General features: G+C 41.2%; 17 protein-coding genes. 8 read left to right on the plus strand and 9 right to left on the minus strand.

The features are described from left to right. Positions 1-167: 167 nt before the first annotated feature. Positions 168-2,081, plus strand: a complete 1,914-nt coding sequence (locus BVH04_RS23280; protein WP_086543864.1) for an ABC-F family ATP-binding cassette domain-containing protein — start codon at positions 168-170, stop codon at positions 2,079-2,081. Between the two features lie 131 nt (positions 2,082-2,212). On the opposite strand, the gene BVH04_RS23285 is transcribed toward BVH04_RS23280, so the two are convergent. Both BVH04_RS23285 and BVH04_RS23290 read right to left on the minus strand, forming a co-directional pair. Beyond that, a complete protein-coding gene (locus BVH04_RS23285; RefSeq protein WP_086543865.1) occupies positions 2,213-2,776 on the minus strand; it encodes a hypothetical protein in 564 nt (187 codons plus the stop codon). 337 nt (positions 2,777-3,113) lie between these two features. Next, on the minus strand, positions 3,114-5,354 hold the full coding sequence (locus BVH04_RS23290) for a TonB-dependent receptor domain-containing protein (protein ID WP_086543866.1): 2,241 nt from the start codon (positions 5,352-5,354) through the stop codon (positions 3,114-3,116). Between the two features lie 147 nt (positions 5,355-5,501). On the opposite strand from BVH04_RS23290, the gene BVH04_RS23295 reads away from it, so the two are divergent. The 6 genes from BVH04_RS23295 (at position 5,502) to BVH04_RS23320 (ending at position 12,917) form a co-directional block, all read left to right on the plus strand. Next, a complete protein-coding gene (locus BVH04_RS23295) occupies positions 5,502-7,550 on the plus strand; it encodes an alpha-L-fucosidase (RefSeq protein ID WP_086543867.1) in 2,049 nt (682 codons plus the stop codon). Between the two features lie 136 nt (positions 7,551-7,686). After that, on the plus strand, positions 7,687-8,259 hold the full coding sequence (locus tag BVH04_RS23300) for a gluconate 2-dehydrogenase subunit 3 family protein (protein WP_086543868.1): 573 nt from the start codon (positions 7,687-7,689) through the stop codon (positions 8,257-8,259). Further along, complete coding sequence (locus tag BVH04_RS23305) at positions 8,252-9,970, plus strand: GMC oxidoreductase (RefSeq protein WP_086543869.1); 1,719 nt, start codon at positions 8,252-8,254, stop codon at positions 9,968-9,970. Before BVH04_RS23300 ends, BVH04_RS23305 begins: the two co-directional genes overlap by 8 nt. A 212-nt stretch (positions 9,971-10,182) precedes the next feature. Further along, complete coding sequence (gene bshA, locus BVH04_RS23310) at positions 10,183-11,319, plus strand: N-acetyl-alpha-D-glucosaminyl L-malate synthase BshA (RefSeq protein ID WP_086543870.1); 1,137 nt, start codon at positions 10,183-10,185, stop codon at positions 11,317-11,319. 102 nt (positions 11,320-11,421) lie between these two features. Continuing rightward, positions 11,422-12,048: a sterol desaturase family protein gene (locus BVH04_RS23315; RefSeq protein WP_086543871.1), complete on the plus strand. Its 627-nt coding sequence runs from the start codon at positions 11,422-11,424 to the stop codon at positions 12,046-12,048. Positions 12,049-12,092: 44 nt separating this feature from the next. Further along, a complete protein-coding gene (locus tag BVH04_RS23320; protein WP_086543872.1) occupies positions 12,093-12,917 on the plus strand; it encodes an NAD-dependent epimerase/dehydratase family protein in 825 nt (274 codons plus the stop codon). Here the strand turns inward: BVH04_RS23320 and BVH04_RS23325 are convergent. After that, positions 12,914-13,252, minus strand: a complete 339-nt coding sequence (locus BVH04_RS23325; RefSeq protein ID WP_086543873.1) for a tRNA-binding protein — start codon at positions 13,250-13,252, stop codon at positions 12,914-12,916. The genes BVH04_RS23320 and BVH04_RS23325 overlap by 4 nt on opposite strands. 72 nt (positions 13,253-13,324) lie before the next feature. On the opposite strand from BVH04_RS23325, the gene BVH04_RS23330 reads away from it, so the two are divergent. Continuing rightward, positions 13,325-13,678, plus strand: coding sequence for a hypothetical protein (locus BVH04_RS23330; RefSeq protein ID WP_086543874.1), 354 nt, complete (start codon positions 13,325-13,327; stop codon positions 13,676-13,678). Positions 13,679-13,736: 58 nt separating this feature from the next. Here BVH04_RS23330 and BVH04_RS23335 read toward each other — a convergent pair whose 3' ends face one another. From BVH04_RS23335 to BVH04_RS23360, 6 genes are all read right to left on the minus strand, one after another. Then, positions 13,737-14,471 (minus strand): 1-(5-phosphoribosyl)-5-[(5-phosphoribosylamino)methylideneamino]imidazole-4-carboxamide isomerase, encoded by a 735-nt coding sequence (locus tag BVH04_RS23335; protein ID WP_086543875.1) that lies wholly within the window; start codon positions 14,469-14,471, stop codon positions 13,737-13,739. Between the two features lie 155 nt (positions 14,472-14,626). Beyond that, positions 14,627-15,661: a WD40/YVTN/BNR-like repeat-containing protein gene (locus BVH04_RS23340; protein WP_086543876.1), complete on the minus strand. Its 1,035-nt coding sequence runs from the start codon at positions 15,659-15,661 to the stop codon at positions 14,627-14,629. A 13-nt stretch (positions 15,662-15,674) separates the two neighbouring features. Next, positions 15,675-16,586, minus strand: coding sequence for a hydroxypyruvate isomerase family protein (locus BVH04_RS23345; RefSeq protein ID WP_086543877.1), 912 nt, complete (start codon positions 16,584-16,586; stop codon positions 15,675-15,677). Between the two features lie 2 nt (positions 16,587-16,588). Then, positions 16,589-17,899 (minus strand): Gfo/Idh/MocA family protein, encoded by a 1,311-nt coding sequence (locus BVH04_RS23350; RefSeq protein WP_086543878.1) that lies wholly within the window; start codon positions 17,897-17,899, stop codon positions 16,589-16,591. Between the two features lie 18 nt (positions 17,900-17,917). Then, on the minus strand, positions 17,918-18,883 hold the full coding sequence (locus BVH04_RS23355; protein WP_086543879.1) for a formylglycine-generating enzyme family protein: 966 nt from the start codon (positions 18,881-18,883) through the stop codon (positions 17,918-17,920). Between the two features lie 51 nt (positions 18,884-18,934). After that, positions 18,935-22,285, minus strand: coding sequence for a VCBS repeat-containing protein (locus BVH04_RS23360; protein WP_240511039.1), 3,351 nt, complete (start codon positions 22,283-22,285; stop codon positions 18,935-18,937). Between the last annotated feature and the right edge of the window lie 32 nt (positions 22,286-22,317).

Genomic DNA, 22,317 nt, shown 5'->3' on the forward strand with positions numbered 1-22,317 from the left:
AAAGTGTCAAAATCGACTAAATAACGCTCATCTTACCCTAGTTTTGAGCCGTATTTTCATAAATTTTGAGCCGAATCAATTTCAATAAGTTTTACTAATCAGCCAATTGAAAACAACATGATTGGAATTAAAGTAATTCTTGCCTGCCTTTTTCCTACTTTTGCGGCATGAATTACCTTTCGGTCGAAAACCTCAGTAAAGCGTTCGGTGAGCGCAAGCTTTTTTCCAACATCTCTTTTGGCATTTCTCAAGGTCAAAAAATCGCCCTCGTCGGTATTAATGGCGCGGGAAAATCCACCCTGATGAAAATCATCATGGGCTTGGAGATTCCTGATACGGGTCAAGTGGGAACAAACCAGCAGGTGAAAGTGGCTTATGTGCATCAAAATCCAGTTTTTGAAGGTACAATGAGTATTTACCAGACCATCTTCGACCAAAGTAATTCTGAAGTGCTCAAGGTGATTGAAGATTATCATAAGGCTATGCTGGAAGCTGAACGTGGCATAGATAATTCGGATAAAATGTCTGTGCTATTTGAGAAAATGGATGCTTTCCAAGCCTGGGACTTTGAATACCAAGTGAAAGAAGTGCTTGGTAAACTTGGCCTTCATGACACGGAAATCCCTGTGGGAACACTTTCTGGTGGTCAGCGTAAACGAGTTGCCTTGGCAAAAGCCATCTTGGAGAAACCTGATTTGTTGCTTCTCGATGAGCCTACCAACCACCTCGATCTGGAAACCATCGAATGGCTGGAAGATTATTTAGCAAAATCCAATCTTGCGCTTTTCATGGTGACTCACGATCGATATTTCTTAGAAAAAGTGACTAATGAAATCTTGGAACTTGATCAGGGTAAAATACACCGCTATCAAGGAAACTACGGCTACTTCCTTGACAAGAAAGAAGAGCGAATGGATAACGAGGATATAGAACTCGAAAAAGCCAAGAGTCTCTACAAAAAGGAATTGGATTGGATTCGCCGTCAACCAAAAGCGAGAAGCACTAAAGCAAAATATCGTGTGGATGCTTTTGAAGACACAAAAGAAAAAGCTTCTCAGAAACGTGAAGAGCGTGATATTCAGTTGACCGTGACGACTCAGCGACTTGGAAACAAGATCATTGAAATCGAAAAAATGCAAAAAGCTTTTGGGGAAGTTCCGATCGTTAATAATTTTTCATACACGTTCAAAAAGAAAGATAGAATTGGAATTATAGGTCCAAACGGTGCTGGGAAAACCACTTTTCTCAATATGATCACTGGACAAATGGCTCCTGATCAAGGAACTGTTTCCATCGGACAGACAACCGCTTTTGGTTATTACAAACAGGAAGAAAGTAGTTTTGACGAGGAAAAACGTCTATTAGACATTGTGAAGGAAGTCGCCGAAGTAGTTACCATCGCTGGTGGAGCTACAATTACGGTATCTCAATTTTTGACACAATTTGGCTTTCCTCCAAAGCAACAGCATACACCAGTTGCAAAACTCAGCGGTGGTGAGCGAAGAAGACTTCAATTGTTGATGGTTTTGATCAAGAATCCTAATTTCCTGATTCTCGATGAACCTACGAATGATTTGGATTTGATGACGTTGAACACCCTAGAGGAGTTTTTGGATACGTTTCCAGGCTGTTTGATCATCGTCTCCCACGATAGATATTTCATGGACAGATTGGTGGAGCACTTGTTTGTATTCGAAGGAGAAGGCGAAATCAGTGATTTCCCCGGTAATTATTCTGAGTTCCGTGAAGTGGAGAAAGAGCAAAAAGACCGAAGTCCGAAGACTGAAGACCGAAGCAGCGAATCCACCAAATCTATTCAATCTGAGAAAGCTGCGGTTACCACTGCAGCTCCAACTAAAGTAAAAGCTAGCTTTAAGCAAAAGAATGAATTCAAGGAGGTCAATGCTTCCATGGCCAAATTGGAAAAAGAGAAATCCGAACTTACCGAAAAAATCAGTGGTGGAAATTCCGACCACGAAGAGCTAATGAAAATCTCATCGCGCATGCTGGAAATTGATTCTGAATTGGAAGAATTGGAACTGACTTGGTTGGAATTAAGTGAGTTGGATGGGATTGAGTAGGTTGTCATTGCTGCGTTTAGTTCAAGACTTCAGCCTTGAACTTATGAAAATGCAGTCTTCAGACTGCAATTAGTATCGGCATAAGTCATGAGACTTGCGCTAAAAAAAGTATTCAGAACATACGAGGTACTTTACTTCAATAATTTCATTAGTTGAACAAGGAAGAATCCCAAAACAGCCAAGGCACTAGATATTCCTCCAATTAGAGCCCAAATATGTTTGTATTTTGATTTCAATTCTACCGTTCCTAAATATTGCAGACCTACTCTTTTCAATCCTGGAATTAATTTATCGTAATTCAAATAATTCATTTTAATGAATTCAAATATGTCATTATCATTAGTAATTATCCTTACGTGTTTTACAAACCCAAAACGGTCATAATTTTCTTTAAGCTCAAATCCCTTGAGGTCTTTTAGAAGAAACTCGGATCGCTTCCCAGACAACCATTTTTTGATTATTATCTTTTTATCTGTTACTATAAGCAACTTATTTGAATTGTTAAAAAATATCCCAAATACTAAAAGAGCAAGGATGACTCCAATTAGAATCCAGTCGAATTCCATTTCATGTGCAAAGAGCAGCTTATAAGTACTAATAACAATGATAAACCCATAGAACCCAAGCAGGCATAATTCAAGGTAAGGGAAATTCCTTTTGAGACTTACCATTACTTTTTCCTTGCTTTTTTTCATTACAAGCTGTCTAAAATCTTATGTATTAATACTAGCTACTCTCTATAAATCCCCCCGCCCCCTTTTGATGAAACTCCGTTTCCAAAAAGTATCTAAAATCCAAGGGGGAGTAGCACAAATCTCGGCTCTTGACTCTAGTTTCTAAAATCTATTGACTTGCGACAAAAATGATAGGTAGAATTAGTAAGTATAAAAATCCCAAGCCCCCTTTTACTAGCTTCTCTTTTCCTAATGGGCTAGCAATCCAGTGAGGAGTTCTAACCATCAATGAGACTGCTTCGGAATTTAAAGTTAGGTATTAAAGGAATGTTCTCGATAAATTCCCCGTAATGACGTCCTAATACAAAAACGCCACTTTCACGCCACCATACCAATTTCTAGTTGGTGCAGGCTGATAATATCTTCCGCCAAAAGGGTTCAAATCATTTCCTAGGGAATAACTTTCGTCTAGCAAATTGTCCACACCGGCAAAGGCTTCCAGTTCCCACTTTCCCGCAAAACTTCTGGCCCAGCCAAATCGCATATTCACCAAATTATAGGCATCCTGATAGACTGTATTGGCGTCGTTGAGCGGGATTTCATCCACGAACTGATGAGTAAGGTTCAAATAAACTCCGGGCTTGGTGCGAAGATCCAAGCGCGTGACTAGTGTATTTGGAGAAACTCCCGTCAGGTCATTACCGGAGAAGTCATTGTCTTTTTTTTGATAATCTTTGAACTTGAAGTAATTCCCCGTAAATGCAGTTCCGATTTTTAGATCACGAATAAAAGTGACCCCATTTCTAATCAAGGCATAGTCAATCGCCGCTTCTATCCCTTTTTGATCTGTATAACCCGCATTTCTGAAAAGCACAACACCTTGAGAATTTGTATAAGTCGTGATCGTTTGTTCGAGTTTGAAGTAAAAAGCAGTCAAATCCAGATTCAACTTTCCTTTGCCAATTCTATAGCCCACTTCATAATTCACTCCTTTTTCTGCTTCCAAATCAAGGTTTAAACTCCCCTCATTGGTCCGGACTTCATCAATTGTAGGTGGGGAAAAGCCGCTGCTGATGCTACCATACGCTCCAGAATAATCATTGAACTGATAATTCAGCGCAAATCTCGGAACTACAATCGGATCAAACTTTCGCTCCTGAAGCCCTGTCTGCCCACCTGAGGCATTAATCTGACGATCTATTTCCAAACTGCTGAAATTCTCACTGAGTGCGAAAGTCAGCATAAAGTTCTCCATCAGATCCCATTCTGCCTGCTGAAACAAGAATCCTTGAGTTGCACGAAGTTTATCTGCAAATCTCACAGTATCGGCTACTCCATTGACATTTCCGAAATTCTGCGCATCGGTGATACTAGTTTGATATTCTCCTCCTGCGATTATTCTCAGGTCTTTTCCAGCCAGCTTTCCATCAAAAGTGAATTTTGTTCTACCTCCGAATCCGAAACCAAGCTCTTTCTTGTAATCTAAAATGAAAGGGTTTTCGAAATCATTGGTGTTCAGATATAGTGTAGTCGAGTTCTTGATCTTTGGTGAGAATCTATACAAATGCCCAAGAGAAGCGAAGACAGACTGCTGGGAAATTGAGCTGTTTTGGTTTACCGATCCAGGTCTGGCTTGTGTTGGATCCTCAGCTAGCTGATCCGCGTTGAGTGCTCCTGGAATTTGATAATTTAAATCTGAGATCAACAGCTGAGTTCGGATTTCTTGCTTGTCTGAAACTGAGAAAAAGCCTCCCAGCTGAAAGACTTGTCTATCCATCGCAGCATGTTCACGATATCCATCAGCTTTTTGACTTACAAAAGAAGCTTCAAAACCTCCATTTCCCACTTGCTGAGAAAGCCCCAGCTTATAGCGAGTCATTCCAAAATCTCCTACCATAAAATCCGCCGAAATCCTTCCTCCAATAGGATTTGCGGGACTATAAAGATTAATTACACCGCCATTCCCTGCGCCGTATATACTTCCCGAAGGGCCTTTGATTACTTCGGCATTTCGGATATTGGATAAGTCAAGAAGATTCAATGCAGTTGTCCCATCTGGGGAAGTAAAAGGTACTTCATTCCAATATACCTTCACATTTCGAACTCCAAATGGAGAGCGGAGTGAACTTCCACGAATCGAAATTCTGTAACTGGCAGGAGCGCGTTCTTCAATGCGGATCCCAGGCTTAGTATTGAATGAATTGACAATGGATGTTTCGTTGAAGCGGCTGAAGTCCTGCTCTGACACTACGGCGATCGCTGCGGATTGCTCCAAAAGTGGGCGTTCTGACTCAAATGCTGTTACAGTGACTTCGGAAAGATTGAATGATTTTTCGATTAATTTGACGATGTGCTCGCCCGCTCCAAATTTTGCAGAGAAAGCTTCATAACCCGATTTGAAGAATGTGAAATTCTTATCCTCAGAACCTGAAAAAGCTAGAATTCCGGATGTATTAGTGATTTGAGCTTTGCCAGTTTCGGGGCGTACTAGCACATTATTCAATGGATTTTGTGTTTTTGCGTCGATGACTGTGATCTGAATCTGTGCGTTTGCTGCAAAGCAAACAAAAATCAAAAAGAGGGTAAAGTATTTTGTCATGGGGCGAATTTAACGGCTTTTTGGAGAGAAATATTTACCATTTAAAAATTTACGCTTCCTAAGCTAAACTCATCTACGTACTTCAAATCACATTCTACTTTCGATTTCCACTCAAAAGAGCTAATATTCTGCCTTAACTCTTTTCTAATGAAAAATACACTTTGGCTGTCACTGTTAGTAGTCCTTTCTTTTTGTGCTGAAAAAGCAACTCCTCCCGCACCCGTGTTACCAGTTCCTGCCCCTCGTCAAATCGCTTGGCAAGAATTAGAATATTACGGTTTCATTCATTTCAATATGAATACTTTTTCCGATAGAGAATGGGGTTTTGGCGATGAAAAACCAGAAATGTTCAACCCTTCAGATCTTCAGCCACGACAATGGGCACAAGTAGCTGCTGAGGCAGGTATGAAAGGGTTAATTATTACCGCAAAACATCATGATGGATTCGTACTATGGCCATCAGCCTATACTGAGCATTCGATCAAAAACAGCCCTTGGAAAGAGGGGAAAGGCGATTTGATCAAAGAACTTGCTGAGGCTTGTAAGGAATATGGATTGAAATTTGGGATTTATTATTCCCCTTGGGACAGAAATCATCCTGACTATGGCAAGCCAGAATACATCACTTACATGAGGAATCAACTGACAGAATTGCTTACAAATTATGGAGAGATCTTCGAAGTCTGGTTTGATGGAGCAAACGGTGGTGACGGCTATTATGGGGGAGCAAATGAGACCCGGAAAGTAGATAAGCTCACTTATTACCAATGGCCGGAAGTTTACAAACTTGTCCGCGAATTGCAACCCAATGCGATGATGTTCAGCGATGGCGGGCCAGACGTAAGATGGGTTGGTAATGAGCACGGCTTTGCATATGAGACCACTTGGTCAACTTTGATGCGGGACTCAGTATATGCAGGAATGCCTGAATATCCGGAGAAATATGCTTCAGGACAAGAAAATGGCACTCATTGGGTACCAGCTGAGGCAGATGTTTCTATTCGTCCAGGGTGGTACTATCATAAATATGAGGATCATAAGGTCAAAACTTTGCCACAGCTTTTGGAAATCTATTACAAAAGCATCGGGAGAAACAGCTCTTTGCTTATCAATTTCCCTGTAGATACTAGAGGTCTGATTCATGAAAATGATGTAGATGCGATCATGAAACTCGCAGCAAAAGTAAAAGAAGATTTTGCTGTTAATCTGGCTTCGCAAGCAGCAGCAAGAGCCAATGACGAGCGAGGAAAAGGCTACAAAATAGAAAATGTTCTTGACGAAGATTATGAGACTTATTGGACAACGCCTGATGGCTCAGAAGATGCAGAGATTACACTGGAATTTGGAGAGGAAGTCATTTTCAATCGGCTAATGCTCCAAGAATACACACCTCTTGGGCAGCGAGTAAAATCCTTCATTCTGGAAAAAGAAGCCGATGGAAACTGGGAGAAAATCGCCGAAGGCACAACTATTGGTCATAAGAGAATTTTAAGATTTCCAGATGTGACGGCGAGAGCTGTCCGCGTTAGATTTACTGATGGAAAAGACATTCCATTAATCTCAAAAGTTGGAATATATAATGCCCCAAAGCTGATCATTCCTCCTACCTATTCCAGAGCAAACTCAGGAGAGATTACATTTACAAAGCCCGATGAAGGGATGGAAATTTATTTCACGCTAGATGATTCTGATCCTAGTGCAGAAAGTCAAAAGTATGCCGAACCATTTATGGTTGAACAAGCAGCTACTTTGAAAGCCATTTCCGTGGATCCAGTTTCAGGTCAAAAAAGTGAGCCTGTGAGAATTGACGTGGATCTTGCAAAGGCAAATTGGAAAGTGATCCAGGCAAAAGGTGAAAAAGCAATAGATGAAAACTCAGGGAGTTATTTTGAAAGTGAGGAAAACAGTCTTACAATCGACCTTGGGGAAGAAACGAGTTTAAAAGGCTTCACCTATATGCCGATGCAGGCTAGATATCCGAGCGGATTTATTACCAATTATGTATTCGAAGTAAGCACAAATGGGAATTCTTGGAAGCAAGTAGCTTCAGGAGAATTCTCAAATATTGTCAATAGTCCTATCGAACAAATCGTCCGATTTGCCGAAGTTAAATCACGGTTTATTCGTCTGAAGGCAATTAAAACCGCTGATGGCAATGCCGCAACTTTCGCAGAAGTAGGTGTTTTGACAAGGTGATTTCACTCAATTCTTAAAACAAAAAGAGCCAATAAGTAACTTCACTTACCCCCTTTCATCAACAATTAATGGCAATTAAAAATCAATTTGCCTAACTTCAAAACCTATAGCAAAACCCAATCACACAAACCTATTTATGAACAGACGAATCGCCCTAAGGCATCTCGCGCTGATATCAGGAGGACTCGCCCTAATTCCTTCATGTGATTTTAGCTCAGATGATATCCTGGCAGCCTACGAAAATCTCAAGGTTACCGCTTCGCAAAAGCAACTCTTGGGAGCAATATCAGATACAATTATACCTGCTGGAGAATTAAAAGGAGCACTTGAATTAGAAGTGCCTGATTTCATACTAGTGATGGTGAATGATTGCATGAGTACCGACAATCAGACTCTTTTCAGCACTGGCCTCGCCGCTTTTCCTGATTTTGCAAAAAAAACAGCTGGTAAAAAGTATGACCAACTCAGCACCAAGGAGAAAGAAAATTTGATTCAAACTGGAATAGATCTGCAGCCATCAGAAAATCCTGAAGGTGAAAAAGATAAAGCTGTAACCTATTTCCTGAACACAACCAAGCGACTTACAATGCAAGGCTACATGGCCTCAGAGTACATTCAGACAGAAGTAATTCCATACTCACTCATTCCTGGTCCATACAATGGGTCCGCTTTAATCTCCGAAATTCAACCTACTCGTATCGATGGCTAATCTGAATATCCGAAACAAACAAGAACGAACATATCAAGCCATTGTCGTAGGTTCTGGTGCCAGCGGGGGATGGGCAGCCAAGGAATTTGGTGACTTAGGGGTGAAAACGCTTTTACTGGAAAGAGGAAGAAACGTGGAGCATATTAAGGATTATCCCACTACCAATATGCTCCCTTTTGAATTCAAGCATAGAGGAAAACTCCCTCAGAAAGTTCTTGACGAAAATCCAATCGTATCCAAATGTTATGCATTTGGAGAAGATTCTGAGCACTTTTTTGCCAAGGATGCTGACCAGCCTTATATCCAAGAAAAACCATTTGACTGGATCAGAGGCTATCAGGTAGGCGGGAAATCGCTACTTTGGGCCAGACAGGTACAGCGCTGGTCAGACTATGATTTTGAAGGACCAGCGAGAGATGGATTTGCTGTGGATTGGCCGATTCGCTACAAAGACATCGCTTCCTGGTACAGTCATGTGGAGAAATTTGCAGGGGTATCAGGTAACCTTGATGGACTGGATGTACTTCCTGACGGAGAATTTTTGCCGGGATATGATCTAAATATTGTAGAAAAGCATTTTGCCCAAAAGCTAAAAGAAACTTATGGCGGTGATCGCCACATGATCTCTTCGCGATGCGCGCATATTCATGAGCCTAGTCCAGAATTCGCAGCACAAGGCAGGGCCTCTTGTCAAAATAGAAATCTTTGCCAGCGTGGATGTCCATTTGGAGGATATTTCAGCAGCAATTCATCTACTATTCCTTGGGCTTTGAAGAGTGGAAACGTGACATTAAGACCAGATTCGGTAGTACATTCTGTGATTTATGACGAGGAAAAAGGGAAAGCAACCGGAGTAAGAGTAATCGATGCACACACCAAAGAAGTTGAAGAATTCTATGCTGATGTGATCTTCATCAATGCTGCTGCCATCAATTCCAATGCAATTTTGATGAATTCCACTTCCGCCAGATTCCCCAACGGAATGGGAAATGACAGTGGCGTTTTAGGTAAATATTTCGCTTTCCACAATTACCGGGCTGGCGTAAGTGCTTCTCATGATGGGTTTAAGGAATACACTACTTCAGGTGGGCGGCCAACCAGCGGATATATTCCGCGATTTAGAAATGTGAAAAAACAAGAAACTGATTTTCTTCGAGGTTATGCAGGTGGATTTAGTGCCTACAGAGGTGGAGGCTATGTGGCTGACGCAAGGGTAGGAATGGATTTGAAAAATAGTATGCTAAATAAAACGCCGGCAGATGGGCCATGGAGAGTAGGTTCACACATGATGGGAGAGACTATTCCTAAGGAATCTAATTTCATTGCTTTGGACAGCGAGAAACTTGATCCTTATGGACTACCTACCTTGAAATTCAATGTGGAGTATGATGACAATGATGAAAAGATGATTATCGATTATCAGGAGCAAATCTCAGAAATGTTTTCGAAGGCAGGTTTCACAGATATTTCCGTGCGTGACGATCATCGTGTCCCTGGTTTGGATATTCACGAGATGGGTGGAGTGAGAATGGGCAAAGACCCAAAAACTTCTATGCTTAATGGAAACCATCAGCTTCATGACGTACCTAATGTGTACGTGACAGATGGGGCTTCGATGACTTCCACTTCTACCCAGAATCCTACCTTGACTTACATGGCTTTTGCAGCGAGAGCAGCACATCATGCCGTAAATGAGAGCAAAAAAGGATGATAACGTATTGATTTGTATAGCAAAACCCTTGAGAAAATACTTTTCTCAAGGGTTTTTTGTATCTGGATGTAGTTAATGTAACCACCCAAGTGTACTGATATTCAGTAATTTTACCTGCATAATTTTGAATAACTGGATTATTAACTTTGAAATTGAACAAAAAGGGGGTTAATGCGTGTTAAAAAGCAGGTTTATAAACCAGCAAAAATATTATGAAAATCGGCATTGTTTGCTACCCGACTTTTGGTGGTAGTGGGGTAGTAGCGACAGAATTAGGTATAGGACTAGCCAAAATTGGACATGAGGTTCATTTCATTACTTACAAGCAACCTTCTCGCTTGGACTTTTTCAGTGAGAATTTATATTACCACGAGGTTGACATCAAAAGCTATCCCTTATTTGAGCATGCGCCTTACGAATTAGCTTTGGCAAGCAAGATGGTGAGTGTAGTCAAATACGAAAAGCTGGATCTTCTTCATGTTCATTATGCCATTCCCCATGCCTCAGCTGCTTATATGGCAAAGCAAATTTTGAAAACACAGGGAATTCAGATTCCGGTCGTGACCACGCTGCATGGGACGGATATCACTCTGGTAGGTAAGGACCCAAGTTATGAGCCAGTAGTCACGTTCAGCATCAACCAATCAGATGGGGTGACGGCCGTGTCAGAAGATCTAAGAAAAGAAACTTATGCTTTCTTTGATATTCAGCGAGAAATCGAAGTGATTCCAAACTTTATTGATTTGAATCGCTTTAAGAGACAGAAAAAAGAACATTTCAAATTGGCAATCTGCCCGAATGGAGAAAAGCTCCTAGTTCATACTTCCAATTTCAGAAAGGTAAAACGTGTGGAGGATGTAATTCGGGTGTTTTATGAAGTCCGAAAAGAGATCCCGGCAAAATTACTTTTGGTGGGTGATGGCCCTGAGCGAGATAGAATGGAGCGACTTTGTCGTGAATTAGGAACCTGTGACGATGTCCGTTTCTTGGGAAAATTAGATGCAGTAGAAGAAGTATTGTCAGTGGCGGATCTATTTTTGATGCCCTCAGAAAAAGAAAGCTTTGGCTTGGCAGCTCTTGAAGCAATGGCTTGCGAAGTGCCGCTTCTAACCTCGAATGCAGGAGGAATCCCAGAATTGAATGTAGATGGTGTCACAGGATTTGTTTCAAATATTGGTGATATCCAATACATGAAGGAAAAAGCACTCTATATTTTGGATGATGCAAACCTGCCCACCTTCAAAAAAAATGCTCTTGCAAGGGCAAAGGAGTTTGATATCTCTATTATTTTGCCACATTATGTAGCTTATTATCAGAAGACTATAGCGTCGGCATTGGCAGAAATTTGATTAATATCTGATTATTGTCAGCTAAATCACAGGGACAAAACACAGTTTTGAAGTATCTTTGTGAAGTTAGTCCCAACTGAGTACACTTTTATTTAGTAGCGTATGAAAAAGATAGGAAGATTGGATAAGCCAGATAATTTTGGCACAGCTCAAATTTTCTCTAACCCATTTTTGGAGAGAATTTCAAGAACCAACATATTAGTACCCATTACAATGTTCATCATTCTTGGAATAATTTCTATTTATTTCGGAATTCAGAGAGCATCTGTGGGAGTAGGAACCGCAATTCTATTATTTGTAGTGGGATATATTGGTTTCACCTTAGTCGAGTATATGATGCACAAGCATTTTTTCCACATGGAGCCTAATACTCCTATCAAGGACAAATTGCAGTACACCGTGCACGGAATTCACCATGATTATCCAAAGGATAAAGATAGATTAGCAATGCCGCCATTTGTAAGTGCGGCTTACTCTGCCATACTATACCTAATTTTCAAATTGACCATGGGAGATCTAGCCTACTATTTCTTGCCGGGCTTTTTGCTAGGATATGCACTTTATTTGGGAATTCACTATTTGGTACACGCAGTACAGCCGCCAAAGAATTTCATGAAAGTTCTATGGGTGCATCACGCAATTCATCATTACAAAGATCCCGATGTAGCATTCGGCGTTAGTACACCCTTGTGGGATTACATCTTGGGTACAATTCCCAAAAAGCAATAGTAATAAAACCTCCATATCCTAGGAGGTTTTTTTCTTTAAGATCAATGACAAAAATCTCAATAATAGGTCTCGGCTGGATAGGTCAGCCCTTAGCTCATCTTCTACAAAATAATGGACATGCCGTAGTTGGTAGTACAACTTCCGTTGAAAAGCAAACAAAGCTTGTAAATCAGGGCCTAGAAGCTTTCCAATTTGAGCTCATACCTTTTCCTCAGGGGAAAGGCTTTCAAGAATTATTCACTAGTGAAGTCCTAGTCATTAATATTCCTCCACGATCCCGTACCACAAACGGTGAAATGTATCTGGAGCAATTGAAGTTTCTACGAAGTATGGTAGACCAATCCAAAATTCAAAAAGTCATCTTCGTATCGAGTACTGGTGTATATCCAGATCAAAATCAAGAGGAAGCTTACACAGAAGCCGAGCAGATCACACCAAAAACGACAGGAAATATTACCCTTCTGAAAGGAGAAACTTCATTTATGGGTTGCAAAGAGCTTACAATTGTCAGATTTGGTGGCTTGCTGGGGGATGACAGAATCCCGGGGAAATATGTAGCTGGCCGAGAAGACGTAAATGGTAATACTCGTGTGAATTTCATCTACAGAAATGATGCTGCAAGAATGCTTAGCTGGATCATCGAGAACGAACTCTGGAATGAAATCTATAATGGTGTAGCTCCTATCCACTCGCTAAGAAAAGACATCTACGAACGGAATGTAGTAGAACTTGGATTAGAAGCTCCAAAAAGCTACTCGAATCCTCCCGAAGGATTTGATAGGTTAGTTTCTGGAGAGAAAATTCTAAAATCAGGATTTACGTTTGACTATCCAAATCCTTTGAACTTCCCTTATTCTAAAGAGGTCTAATGTAACCTAGCTCCATTCGGAACTTTTCTTTCCACTGAGGCCAGTATTATATTACCCTCTTCATCGCTGAATCCAGTCACCAAAATCTCAGACATAAAATCTGCGATTTGCCTAGGAGCAAAATTACAAACGCATACGACTTGTCGACCGATTAACTCTTCAGGCTTATAATAGAAAGTTACCTGTGCTGAGGATTTTTTCAATCCAAACTCTTTGCCCAGGTCAATCCAAATTTTATAGGCAGGCTTACGGGCTTTTTCAAACCGTTCAACCTTCATTATCGTACCCACACGTAATTCTATTTTGTCAAAATCTTTGTAATCAATCGTTTGCATAGTCGATTTTTTTCCTAATTTTAGGAACCTTTAAAACACCCAAAATAATCATTAAAGGAACTTACTCGAAAAATGATTGAATTAACGAAATTTTCTTTTAAGAAACTCACTATATTCAGCTTATTTGCTGCGGGATTTTGCTTTATTACAGGAGAATCATTTGCGCAGAATGAACAAGATAAGATGGAAATGGAAAACACAAAGCCGATTGATCGGCCAAGTGTTGACCATTCATTGGAAATAAAAGACAACTCTTCTCATAGGAATTCGGCACAGCCTGTGTCAACTAGTATAAATAGAGAAAAAGCGCAGTCTCTTAAAAAAGAAGGAACTATCAGTGGAGAAGGAAAAAAGACAGAAACAGTACCTTCAACTTTATCCTTTAATATCTTCCTTTATATAGTAGATAAATTCAAAGCAGACTGAAGCGAAATAATATTCAGGCATAAAAATAGAGACTTTTTCGAAGTCTCTATTTTTATGCTCAATTTTCTAAAATAAATTTCTTAAGGTCTTCAAGACTTATCATCCCTTCATAGTAAGCTCTCCCAAAAACACTGGCTGATACGCCCATGTCTCTAAGTCGCTTGAAATCATCAATTCCTCTTACCCCACCACTTGCTGCTAGGTGAATTTCAGGAAATTTATCCCTGATGGTCTGGAAAAGTGCGAAGTTCGGACCTTCCATTACGCCGTCCCTTGAGATATCTGAACATTTCAGGTATTTCAAACCTCTTTCATAGAAAAAGTCAATATGATCGAAAAGGTCAATCTCGGTTTTCTTTAACCAACCTTTGATTTTGATTTTGTTATCAGCGGGGTTAATATCAGCAGCGAGATTGATTTTCTCCCGGCCGTAAGAAAGGAGAAATTGGGCGAAACGCTCTGGATGATTTGCTGCTGCTGAGCTCACGGTGATGCTGGCAGCTCCGAATTCAAAACATTTGATCACATCTCCGTCAGTAGAAATTCCTCCGGTATAATCAACTTTTAACTCTGTATATCCCGCAATAGCCTCAAGGATATGGTAATTTTTAGGCTCACCTCTACGAGCACCATCTAAATCTACTAGATGGATTCTTTTGATTCCTATGGATTCAAAAGCCTGAGCAATTTCCAAAGGATTATTAGAGATCACTTCCTCAGTTGAAAAATCGCCTCTTTTGAGTCGAACACATTTTCCATTGATGAGCCATATGGATGGAACAATTTCAAACATCGTTTATAAAATTCAGGTTTAATATCGGTTAATAAGAGTCAGCCTAAAGATACGTCATGGTTATTCCGCAAAGCTTAACCAATATGCAAATCTTTTGTAATTATCGAATACAAAGATCAGTCATTGGTATTCTTTCTGGAATGGGACTTTGGCTTTCAATAGTTCAATTTAGCGATTTTTCCTTTGGCACCCGACGCCCATACTGAACCATCTGCATGTCCGATTTTTACGGCATGAAAACCATCTGCAGAAATTGGCTGCCATATAATCCCCCCATCAGTGGAATAATCTGAGCCAGCTGGACCAACGGCGATCAACCATTTTAGCTTCGAAAAGTAAACTACTCCTGATCGATACCCGCCAGGCCCCTGCTGAGGTTTTACCCATTCTTTATTACTTAAAACAAAAATACCAGCAATACCTTCTTGCATTTCTTCATTCAAATAGTCTCCGCCTACTCCTACGATTTCTCCTCCGCCCATACTTGCTATTGAAAAAATGCCCTGTGATGATTCTCCTTGGACAAATGGGGTACTGTACTTTTCCCAGCTTTCTCCCATATCATTTGAAAAATGGAGGTTGGATTCCATGCCACCAGTTCCTAGCCACAGCTGATTTCCTTCAGCGAGAAGGGACGTAGCACTCGCAGCGAAAGCTGCTTCTCCATCCGCCGCCTCTGGCAAAGAGTCCAAAGGATACCAAGTATTTCCCTGATTGGCTGTTTGGAGAATTGTCCATTTCCCTTCAAAAGGGTCTCCAAGCACAAATCCTCTACTGGCTGAGGCAAAACTGATACCATCGAGAAATGCGAACTCATTCTCTTGATGCTTCAGTTCCCAAGAATTTCCCCCATCAACAGTTTTGTAGATAACTGCTGGCTGTCCGGCGGAGACCACAATTGCGGTCATTGCATCAAATGCATGAATAGACCTGAAATCGACCGTGTCCAGCCCTGCTACCACCCCATGATCCCAAGTCTTTCCACCATCAATAGTTCTTAGCCATACGCCATTGCTTCCGCTTGCCCAGGCTATCTCACTGGTGAGTGGGGAGAGTCCTCTTAGAGATGACTCAATGGGGGTCACAAGGATGTTCCATCCACTGGGCTTATCTGCCAGGTTTTCCTCAGATTTTTTGCAGGAAAAAAGCGCTACCAATAATGATAGCGCTAGTAATTTTCTTTTAATCATTTCTATTTTAAAATCAGACTATATCAACTTTTCTATAGGCCTGGATTAATGCTTTTTCTCCTTCGACTCCTTGAGATGCATTGCCATGCTCCATACCCATCACACCCTCGAAACCTTTCTCATGGATGTATTTGAATACATTGCTATAATTGATTTCTCCTGTTCCTGGCTCCTTTCTGCCTGGATTATCTCCTATTTGGATGTATGCAATCTCTTCCCAAGTCTTCTGCATAGTAGAAATTAGGTCTCCTTCATTGCGCTGCATATGATAGATATCATAAAGGATCTTACAGGCTGGGCTATCCACAGCCTTGCAGATCATATAAGATTGATCAGCATGACGGAGGAAAAGATCAGGATTATCACTCAAGGGCTCCATCACCATCACTAGACCATGTGGTTCAAATACTTCAGCTCCAAGCTTCAAAGCCTCAATGACATTACCGGTCTGTACTCCCATCGGAAGATTTCTTTCGAAATAGCCTGGAACTACAGTCATCCATTTTGCACCAACACGCTTTGCTACTTCAACAGATTTCTTACATGTATCTACAAAAGTATCCATGAATTCCTGCTTTCCTGTGGTCAATGACACTTTCCAGTTGTCGCCACCTTCTATCACGAAAACACCCATTCTCATCCCTAAAGATTCCAATGTCTTACCGATCAGCGCCTGCTCTTCTTCCGATCTACGAAGCATTCCATTGTCTTCTAAAGATCTGAAACCCTGATCAGCCATGAATTTTAATTCATCCACAATTCCTCCAGGAGCAGAACTTTTAAACATTCCGAAGTGGGGTGCAAAATCCATGTTGAAAGTAGGCTCAGCCTTGCCCATGGCAAAAGAAGGTATACTCATAGCTCCAGAAACACCCAATAGGGTGCTTCCTAAGCCAAATTTCTTAATAAATCCTCTTCTTTCCATGATTAAACTACTTTAGTTTTACCCGGAATAGCATGTGGATAATACCCATCTGCTCCAGGCAATACTTTAGGCATAGCATCCCAAGCTAGCGTCTCTGGCATCAAATCAATACTTCCGTTTAAAGCTTCATCGAAGGTCAATGGCTTACCGGAATAAGTAGCATATCTACCCATAATGGCAGTCATGGTGCTATTTGCAGCATTTTCAGCATCAGCAAATTTATAGTCACCATTGAACAAGGTAGCCCAAAGCTGATCATGCTCTACTTGATATGGATTTGGCTGATTCTTACGATCGTGCTCATAAAGCACATTGCCTTTCCAATCTTTAAGTGTTCCGTAATTTCCAGCACTTAGGTAAGCAGTTCCTTTTGTCCCTTGGAAGCTTTCATCCACACGGTTTTGAGCCCCAGGGAAGTGGCGACATTCACTGTGGATCACAGATCCATCAGCATAGGTATAAGTCAGTACGTGGTGATCAAAAATTTCTCCGTTTTCCTTACCAGTACGAATAAGGCGACCACCAGTTCCTTCAGCTTTCACTGGTGGGCCTTGCTTCACCCAGTTGGCTACGTCGATGTTGTGTACGTGCTGCTCGTTGATATGATCACCACAAAGCCAGTTGAAGTAATACCAGTTTCTCATTTGATATTCCATCTCTGTCTGACCAGGCTGCCGCTCTCTCACCCATACTCCACCGTCATTCCAATATACTTGACCGTTAATGATATCACCAATGTCTCCATTGTGAATACGCTTAATGGTCTCAATATAGTTTGCTTGATAGTGTCTCTGAAGGCCTACCACTACATTTAGTTTTTTGGCTTTTGCTTCTTCAGCAGCTTTCAATACTTTCCGGATACCAGCAGCATCTACAGCTACAGGCTTTTCCATAAATATTTGCTTGCCCTGCTTTACAGCTTCTTCGAAGTGCATAGGACGGAAGCCCGGAGGAGTCGCGAGGATCACGACATCTGCTTGTGCAATAGCATTCTTATACCCATCAAAACCCACAAATTTCATATCCTCAGAAACAGAAAGTTTATCTCCATATTTCTCATTTAATGCATTGTATGCTGTATCTAGTCGATCTCTGAAGGCATCCGCCATAGCGACTATTTTGATGTTGTGGCCCGTTGCTAAGGCTTGGAATGCAGCGCCAGTACCACGACCACCACAGCCGACTAACGCAAGCTTCAATTCATTTACAGGGGCAGCATATGCACCTGGCAACACAAAAGGGGAAGTCATCAATCCGCCTGTAACCAGAGCGGAAGTTTTGATGAAGTCTCTACGAGAGTTTTCTATTTTCATAAGTATAGGTATTAAGGGTTAATAATCGGTAATTGGTTTGGCTTGATAATAAGCCATAATTTCTTCTGGGCTAGGTGGCATAAGTGGCCTTACGAGTCTCAAACCTAAGAACGGTGCTTCTGGAAACCACCACTGACTTTTAGGAATTTGCGGATCTATTCGCTTCCAATCTGCAGAACTTACAAAGCGTTTGGAAGAACTCAATTCAGAAGCTTCCGTATCGTAGCTTCCGCCACGTACCACTCTTGGATAGAGTTCAGTTGATGGATTTGTAGGATTAGCGGAAGGAGATGATCCGTAAAATTCAGGATCATATTGATCGGAAGTCCATTCTAGCACATTGCCATAAATGTCGTAAAGTCCCCAAGGGTTCGGGTTCTTTTCACCAATTGGGTGTGTAGTCTCCGCCGAATTCTCTCTAGTCCAGGCAAATTCTCCCAGTTTAGAAGGGTCATCTCCATAAAAGAACCTTGTTTTCGTCCCGGCTTTGGCTGCATATTCCCATTCTGCTTCTGTAGGAAGTCTGTAGAAAATACCTGTTTTCAGATAGAGCCAGTGACAAAACTGGATGGCTCCGTATTGGGTCATTCCTATTGCCGGCTTTCCTTCTTTGCCCATCCCAAAAGTCATATCCAAATATGGCATACTTGGTCTGGATAATCCATCTACTAATTCTCCAATAGGACCTTCAGAAATAGCCACTTCGTAGTTTTTATCCAAGAAAAGTTCAAAAGCATCCCATGTCACTTCATGTGTCCCCATCCAAAAAGGAGCAATTTGTACTTCATGCACTGGCTTTTCATCCGCATCTGCGGAACTTTCAGAACCCATCATGAAAGTTCCTTCGGGAATAGGAGCCATTTGGAAAGTAACTTCAGTCCCAGGGATTTTCTGAGTGTAAGATTCAAAATTGGAATCATTGACATCAAAACTCATGAGCATCAAAGCACCAATCACTGAGTATTTTGTATTCGTTTTATACATATTGGATGAAAAATTCTTTAATCTTAAATATACTAGTATTGCGTTTGGAAGTTAGTCCGTTTGTGATGGATGGAGTGAATAAATGCTAACTGTAGATTCATCCAAATATAGAAATATCAGCTCTTTGTCGGCTATAATTTTACGAGCTTTTCCATGGAGGATCAGTCCACTTTGAGCTTTGGTAGCATTTGTAAATTGCCCTTTACCATTGCCAAGCAAAACAACGCCTTGATTCGCGTCATATTTACCAAAATACAATTTGCCGTAGTCAGTATTTCCTCCAAGCACCATATCTAGATTTCCGTCACCATTCACATCCACCGCTTCTGAAGCGAATACCGGAGAGAACTGAGTTTGTATAGGAAGCGCTTTTGCTTCAAACTTCCCTGCGGAGTTTCTTACAAAATAGGTCGTCTCCAGACGGTTGATGAAAATGGAATTTGCTCCCTCGCGTTCCTGTGCAGTAAATAGCTCATTCATTTTTACATTGGAGAAGGATTTAAAGTCTAAGTATCTTTTTTTCAGAAAAAGAACCTGCCCTAAAATCTCATCTCTACTAGCTGCTGGGTATTTTTCGCCTTGTATGTAATAGCCCAAAAAGGCATCAACTGACCCATTCGAATCGAAATCCTTATAGAGAATTTCAGCGGGTTGAGTGCTGCTTGCCTTTATTTGAGAATTTGCTCCCAGGTTTCCTGCCAAAATCTCCACCTTTCCATCTCCATCCCAATCGGCCAGGGTCAAGTCATTCCAAAAACCAAATTCATGCTTTTCAAAAAATTCTAAGGTTGTTTCTTTCCATTGGTTTTCTCGCAAAGAAAAAATCTGAATTGGCATCGCCTCACCTAATACGATCAACTCCGGCTTGCCATCCTGATCCAGATCTATTATGCCTGAGTCGGTCAACATACCAAGATTGACAAATGTTGGTGCAAGTTGCTTGGTCTGATCAGTGAACTTCCCTTTGTCATCGTTGATCCAAACCCTTCCGCCAAGGGAGGTTGGGAACTGACCAGGATTGATTCTGGCACCCACAAATAAGTCAGGTGTTCCATCAAAATTAAGATCTGCGACTTGCACAGTACCAGTTGGGAATGCTTCATTAGGAAGAGCATCAGAGGCAAGCGTGAAATTGCCTTTCCCATCATTCAGATACAACCGATCTCGCAGAGCCTCATCTCCTACATGGAAATCATATACGCCTCCGCTTGCCACAAATAAATCCAAACTGCCATCCCCATTTGCATCAAAAGCAACAGCATCAGTATCCTCTGAGCTAGAAGCCGATGCGAAAACACTGTTGTTTTGCTTGACAAATGATCCACCCGAGCTCTGTGCATAAATTGAAGCAACTGCATTAGATCCAGCACCCAAGAATAAATCTTCAAGTCCATCACCAGTAAAATCAGCAAGAACCATCGCCTTTCCATTACCAGAAACAGGGTTAATCAGCAATGGCTGTCTTTTGTAATCGTTGAACGCTCTTCCTCGATCAGTAGTAAGTTTTATTTTTTTAGTTAGGAAAACGTCAGGTAAGTTTGCCTTTTTAGCTGGTGCATTTACACCTTCACTTTCGCTTAATTCCACCAATTGATTTGTGGCGACAGCATATTCCCGAGTTGTCTCTCCACCAGGCCAAATGACAAGAAGGGAATCAATCTCAGTAAAGTCTCCCAGTCCAAAATGCAGAGTAGTTGATACAGAAGACTGATAGCCACGATAAGGATTCTGCTCCAATACTTGAGCAGTCTCTCCAGCAAAAACGGATACTTTCGCTCCTAAAGCTGAGGAATTACTTTCTGAGCCAGAAAGCTTCACATTCAAATAATTTCCACTTTTTAGTTGAGATGTTTGATTCTCGTAAATGAATGCCGGAGCATTAATGTTATTAACGATAAGATCGAGATCACCATCATTGTCAAGGTCACTGTAAGCGGCACCACTGCTATTTCCAACATGTTTGATTCCCCAGGCTTTGGTTTGGTTTTGAAACGTTAGGTTCCCGTTATTTTGAAAAATGTAATTGGTCAAATTAGACGAAGGCATATTTTTCACCATATTCAGCAGGTCCTCCCGCTTGAGCTTGCCACCTGAAGTGCGAACATAATTGTCCATGTATTTCAGAAAGTCTTGGTTGTTGTAATCTCTCAAATAGCCATTAGTCACAAACAGGTCTTTCCACCCGTCATTATCAAAATCAGCAAAAAGAGACGACCAACTCCAATCCGTGTTAGACACTCCTGCCAGCTGCCCAATTTCCTGAAATGTACCATCCCCAGAATTGACATGCAGCATATTTCGCATATATTGATGATGGAAGCCCTTGTTTACGTTCAGTTCAAAAAGCTCAAAATTATCTGGTGCAAGAAGAAGCTTTTGCCTCTCATTACCCTCAGGAAGCATATCTAGGGTGAAAATGTCCAGGAAGCCGTCGTTGTTGAAATCAGCAATGTCATTTCCCATAGAGAAATGAGAAGTATGACCCAAACGCTCTAAAATCTCATTTTTGAACGTGCCATCTTTTTGATTGATGTACAGATAATCTGGCATGGAATAGTCATTGCCAATGTAGATATCCGGCCAACCGTCCTGATTGATATCTGCAACAGCTACACCTAGTCCGTAGGAAAGGCTAGAGCTAGAGATACCAGCATTCTGTGTGATCTCTACAAACTTCCCATTTCTATTTTCAAAAAGCTGTGAGCCAGCTTCATGCTTCTCTTTGAGCAATACTTTTGTCAAATTCACATCCTGATTTTGGATGGATTTGGTATTGTGGTTGAGGATAAAAAGATCCAAATCCCCATCGAGATCGAAGTCAAAAAAGCTAGCCGACGTACTAGGTGCATTTGAGGCAATGCCATATTCTTCAGCCATTTCCCTGAAAATCGGAATGCCATTTTCATCATTCCCTTGATTGACAAAAAGTTGATTGGTTCGTTTCTCAGTGGGTAGATTCCCTGAGTAACACTGATAAATATCTAATTTTTTGTCCCCGTTAATATCGACGAAAACAACTCCGGTCTTCCAAGGACCGGATCTTCCAGTTGCTTCGGAAGCTTGAGCTGTTTCTTTAAATTTGAGGTTACCTTGATTGAGGTAAAGCTGATTGCCACTTACATTGGCAGAAAAATAGATATCCTCCAAACCATCCCCATTAAGATCTCCCACGGCAACTCCTCCACCATTGTAGAGGTACTCGTACATAAGGACATTGAGGTTAAGAGACTCTTCTATTCTATTGGAAAAGGTGATTCCCGTTTGCTCAGGAGTCAAAAGATTAAAGAGAGGAGGGGAATTGGAAATTGAGGAGTCCTCAGCTTGGCTTGACTTGTCTGATTCTGAACAAGACATCATCAAAAAACTGATACTCAAAATTGTAATGAGGCTTCTGCTCTGCATAAGATAAAATAATCTAAGCCACCCCAAAGGAA

This window comes from Algoriphagus antarcticus (assembly GCF_002150685.1).
GTDB classification, from domain to species: Bacteria; Bacteroidota; Bacteroidia; order Cytophagales; family Cyclobacteriaceae; genus Algoriphagus; species Algoriphagus antarcticus.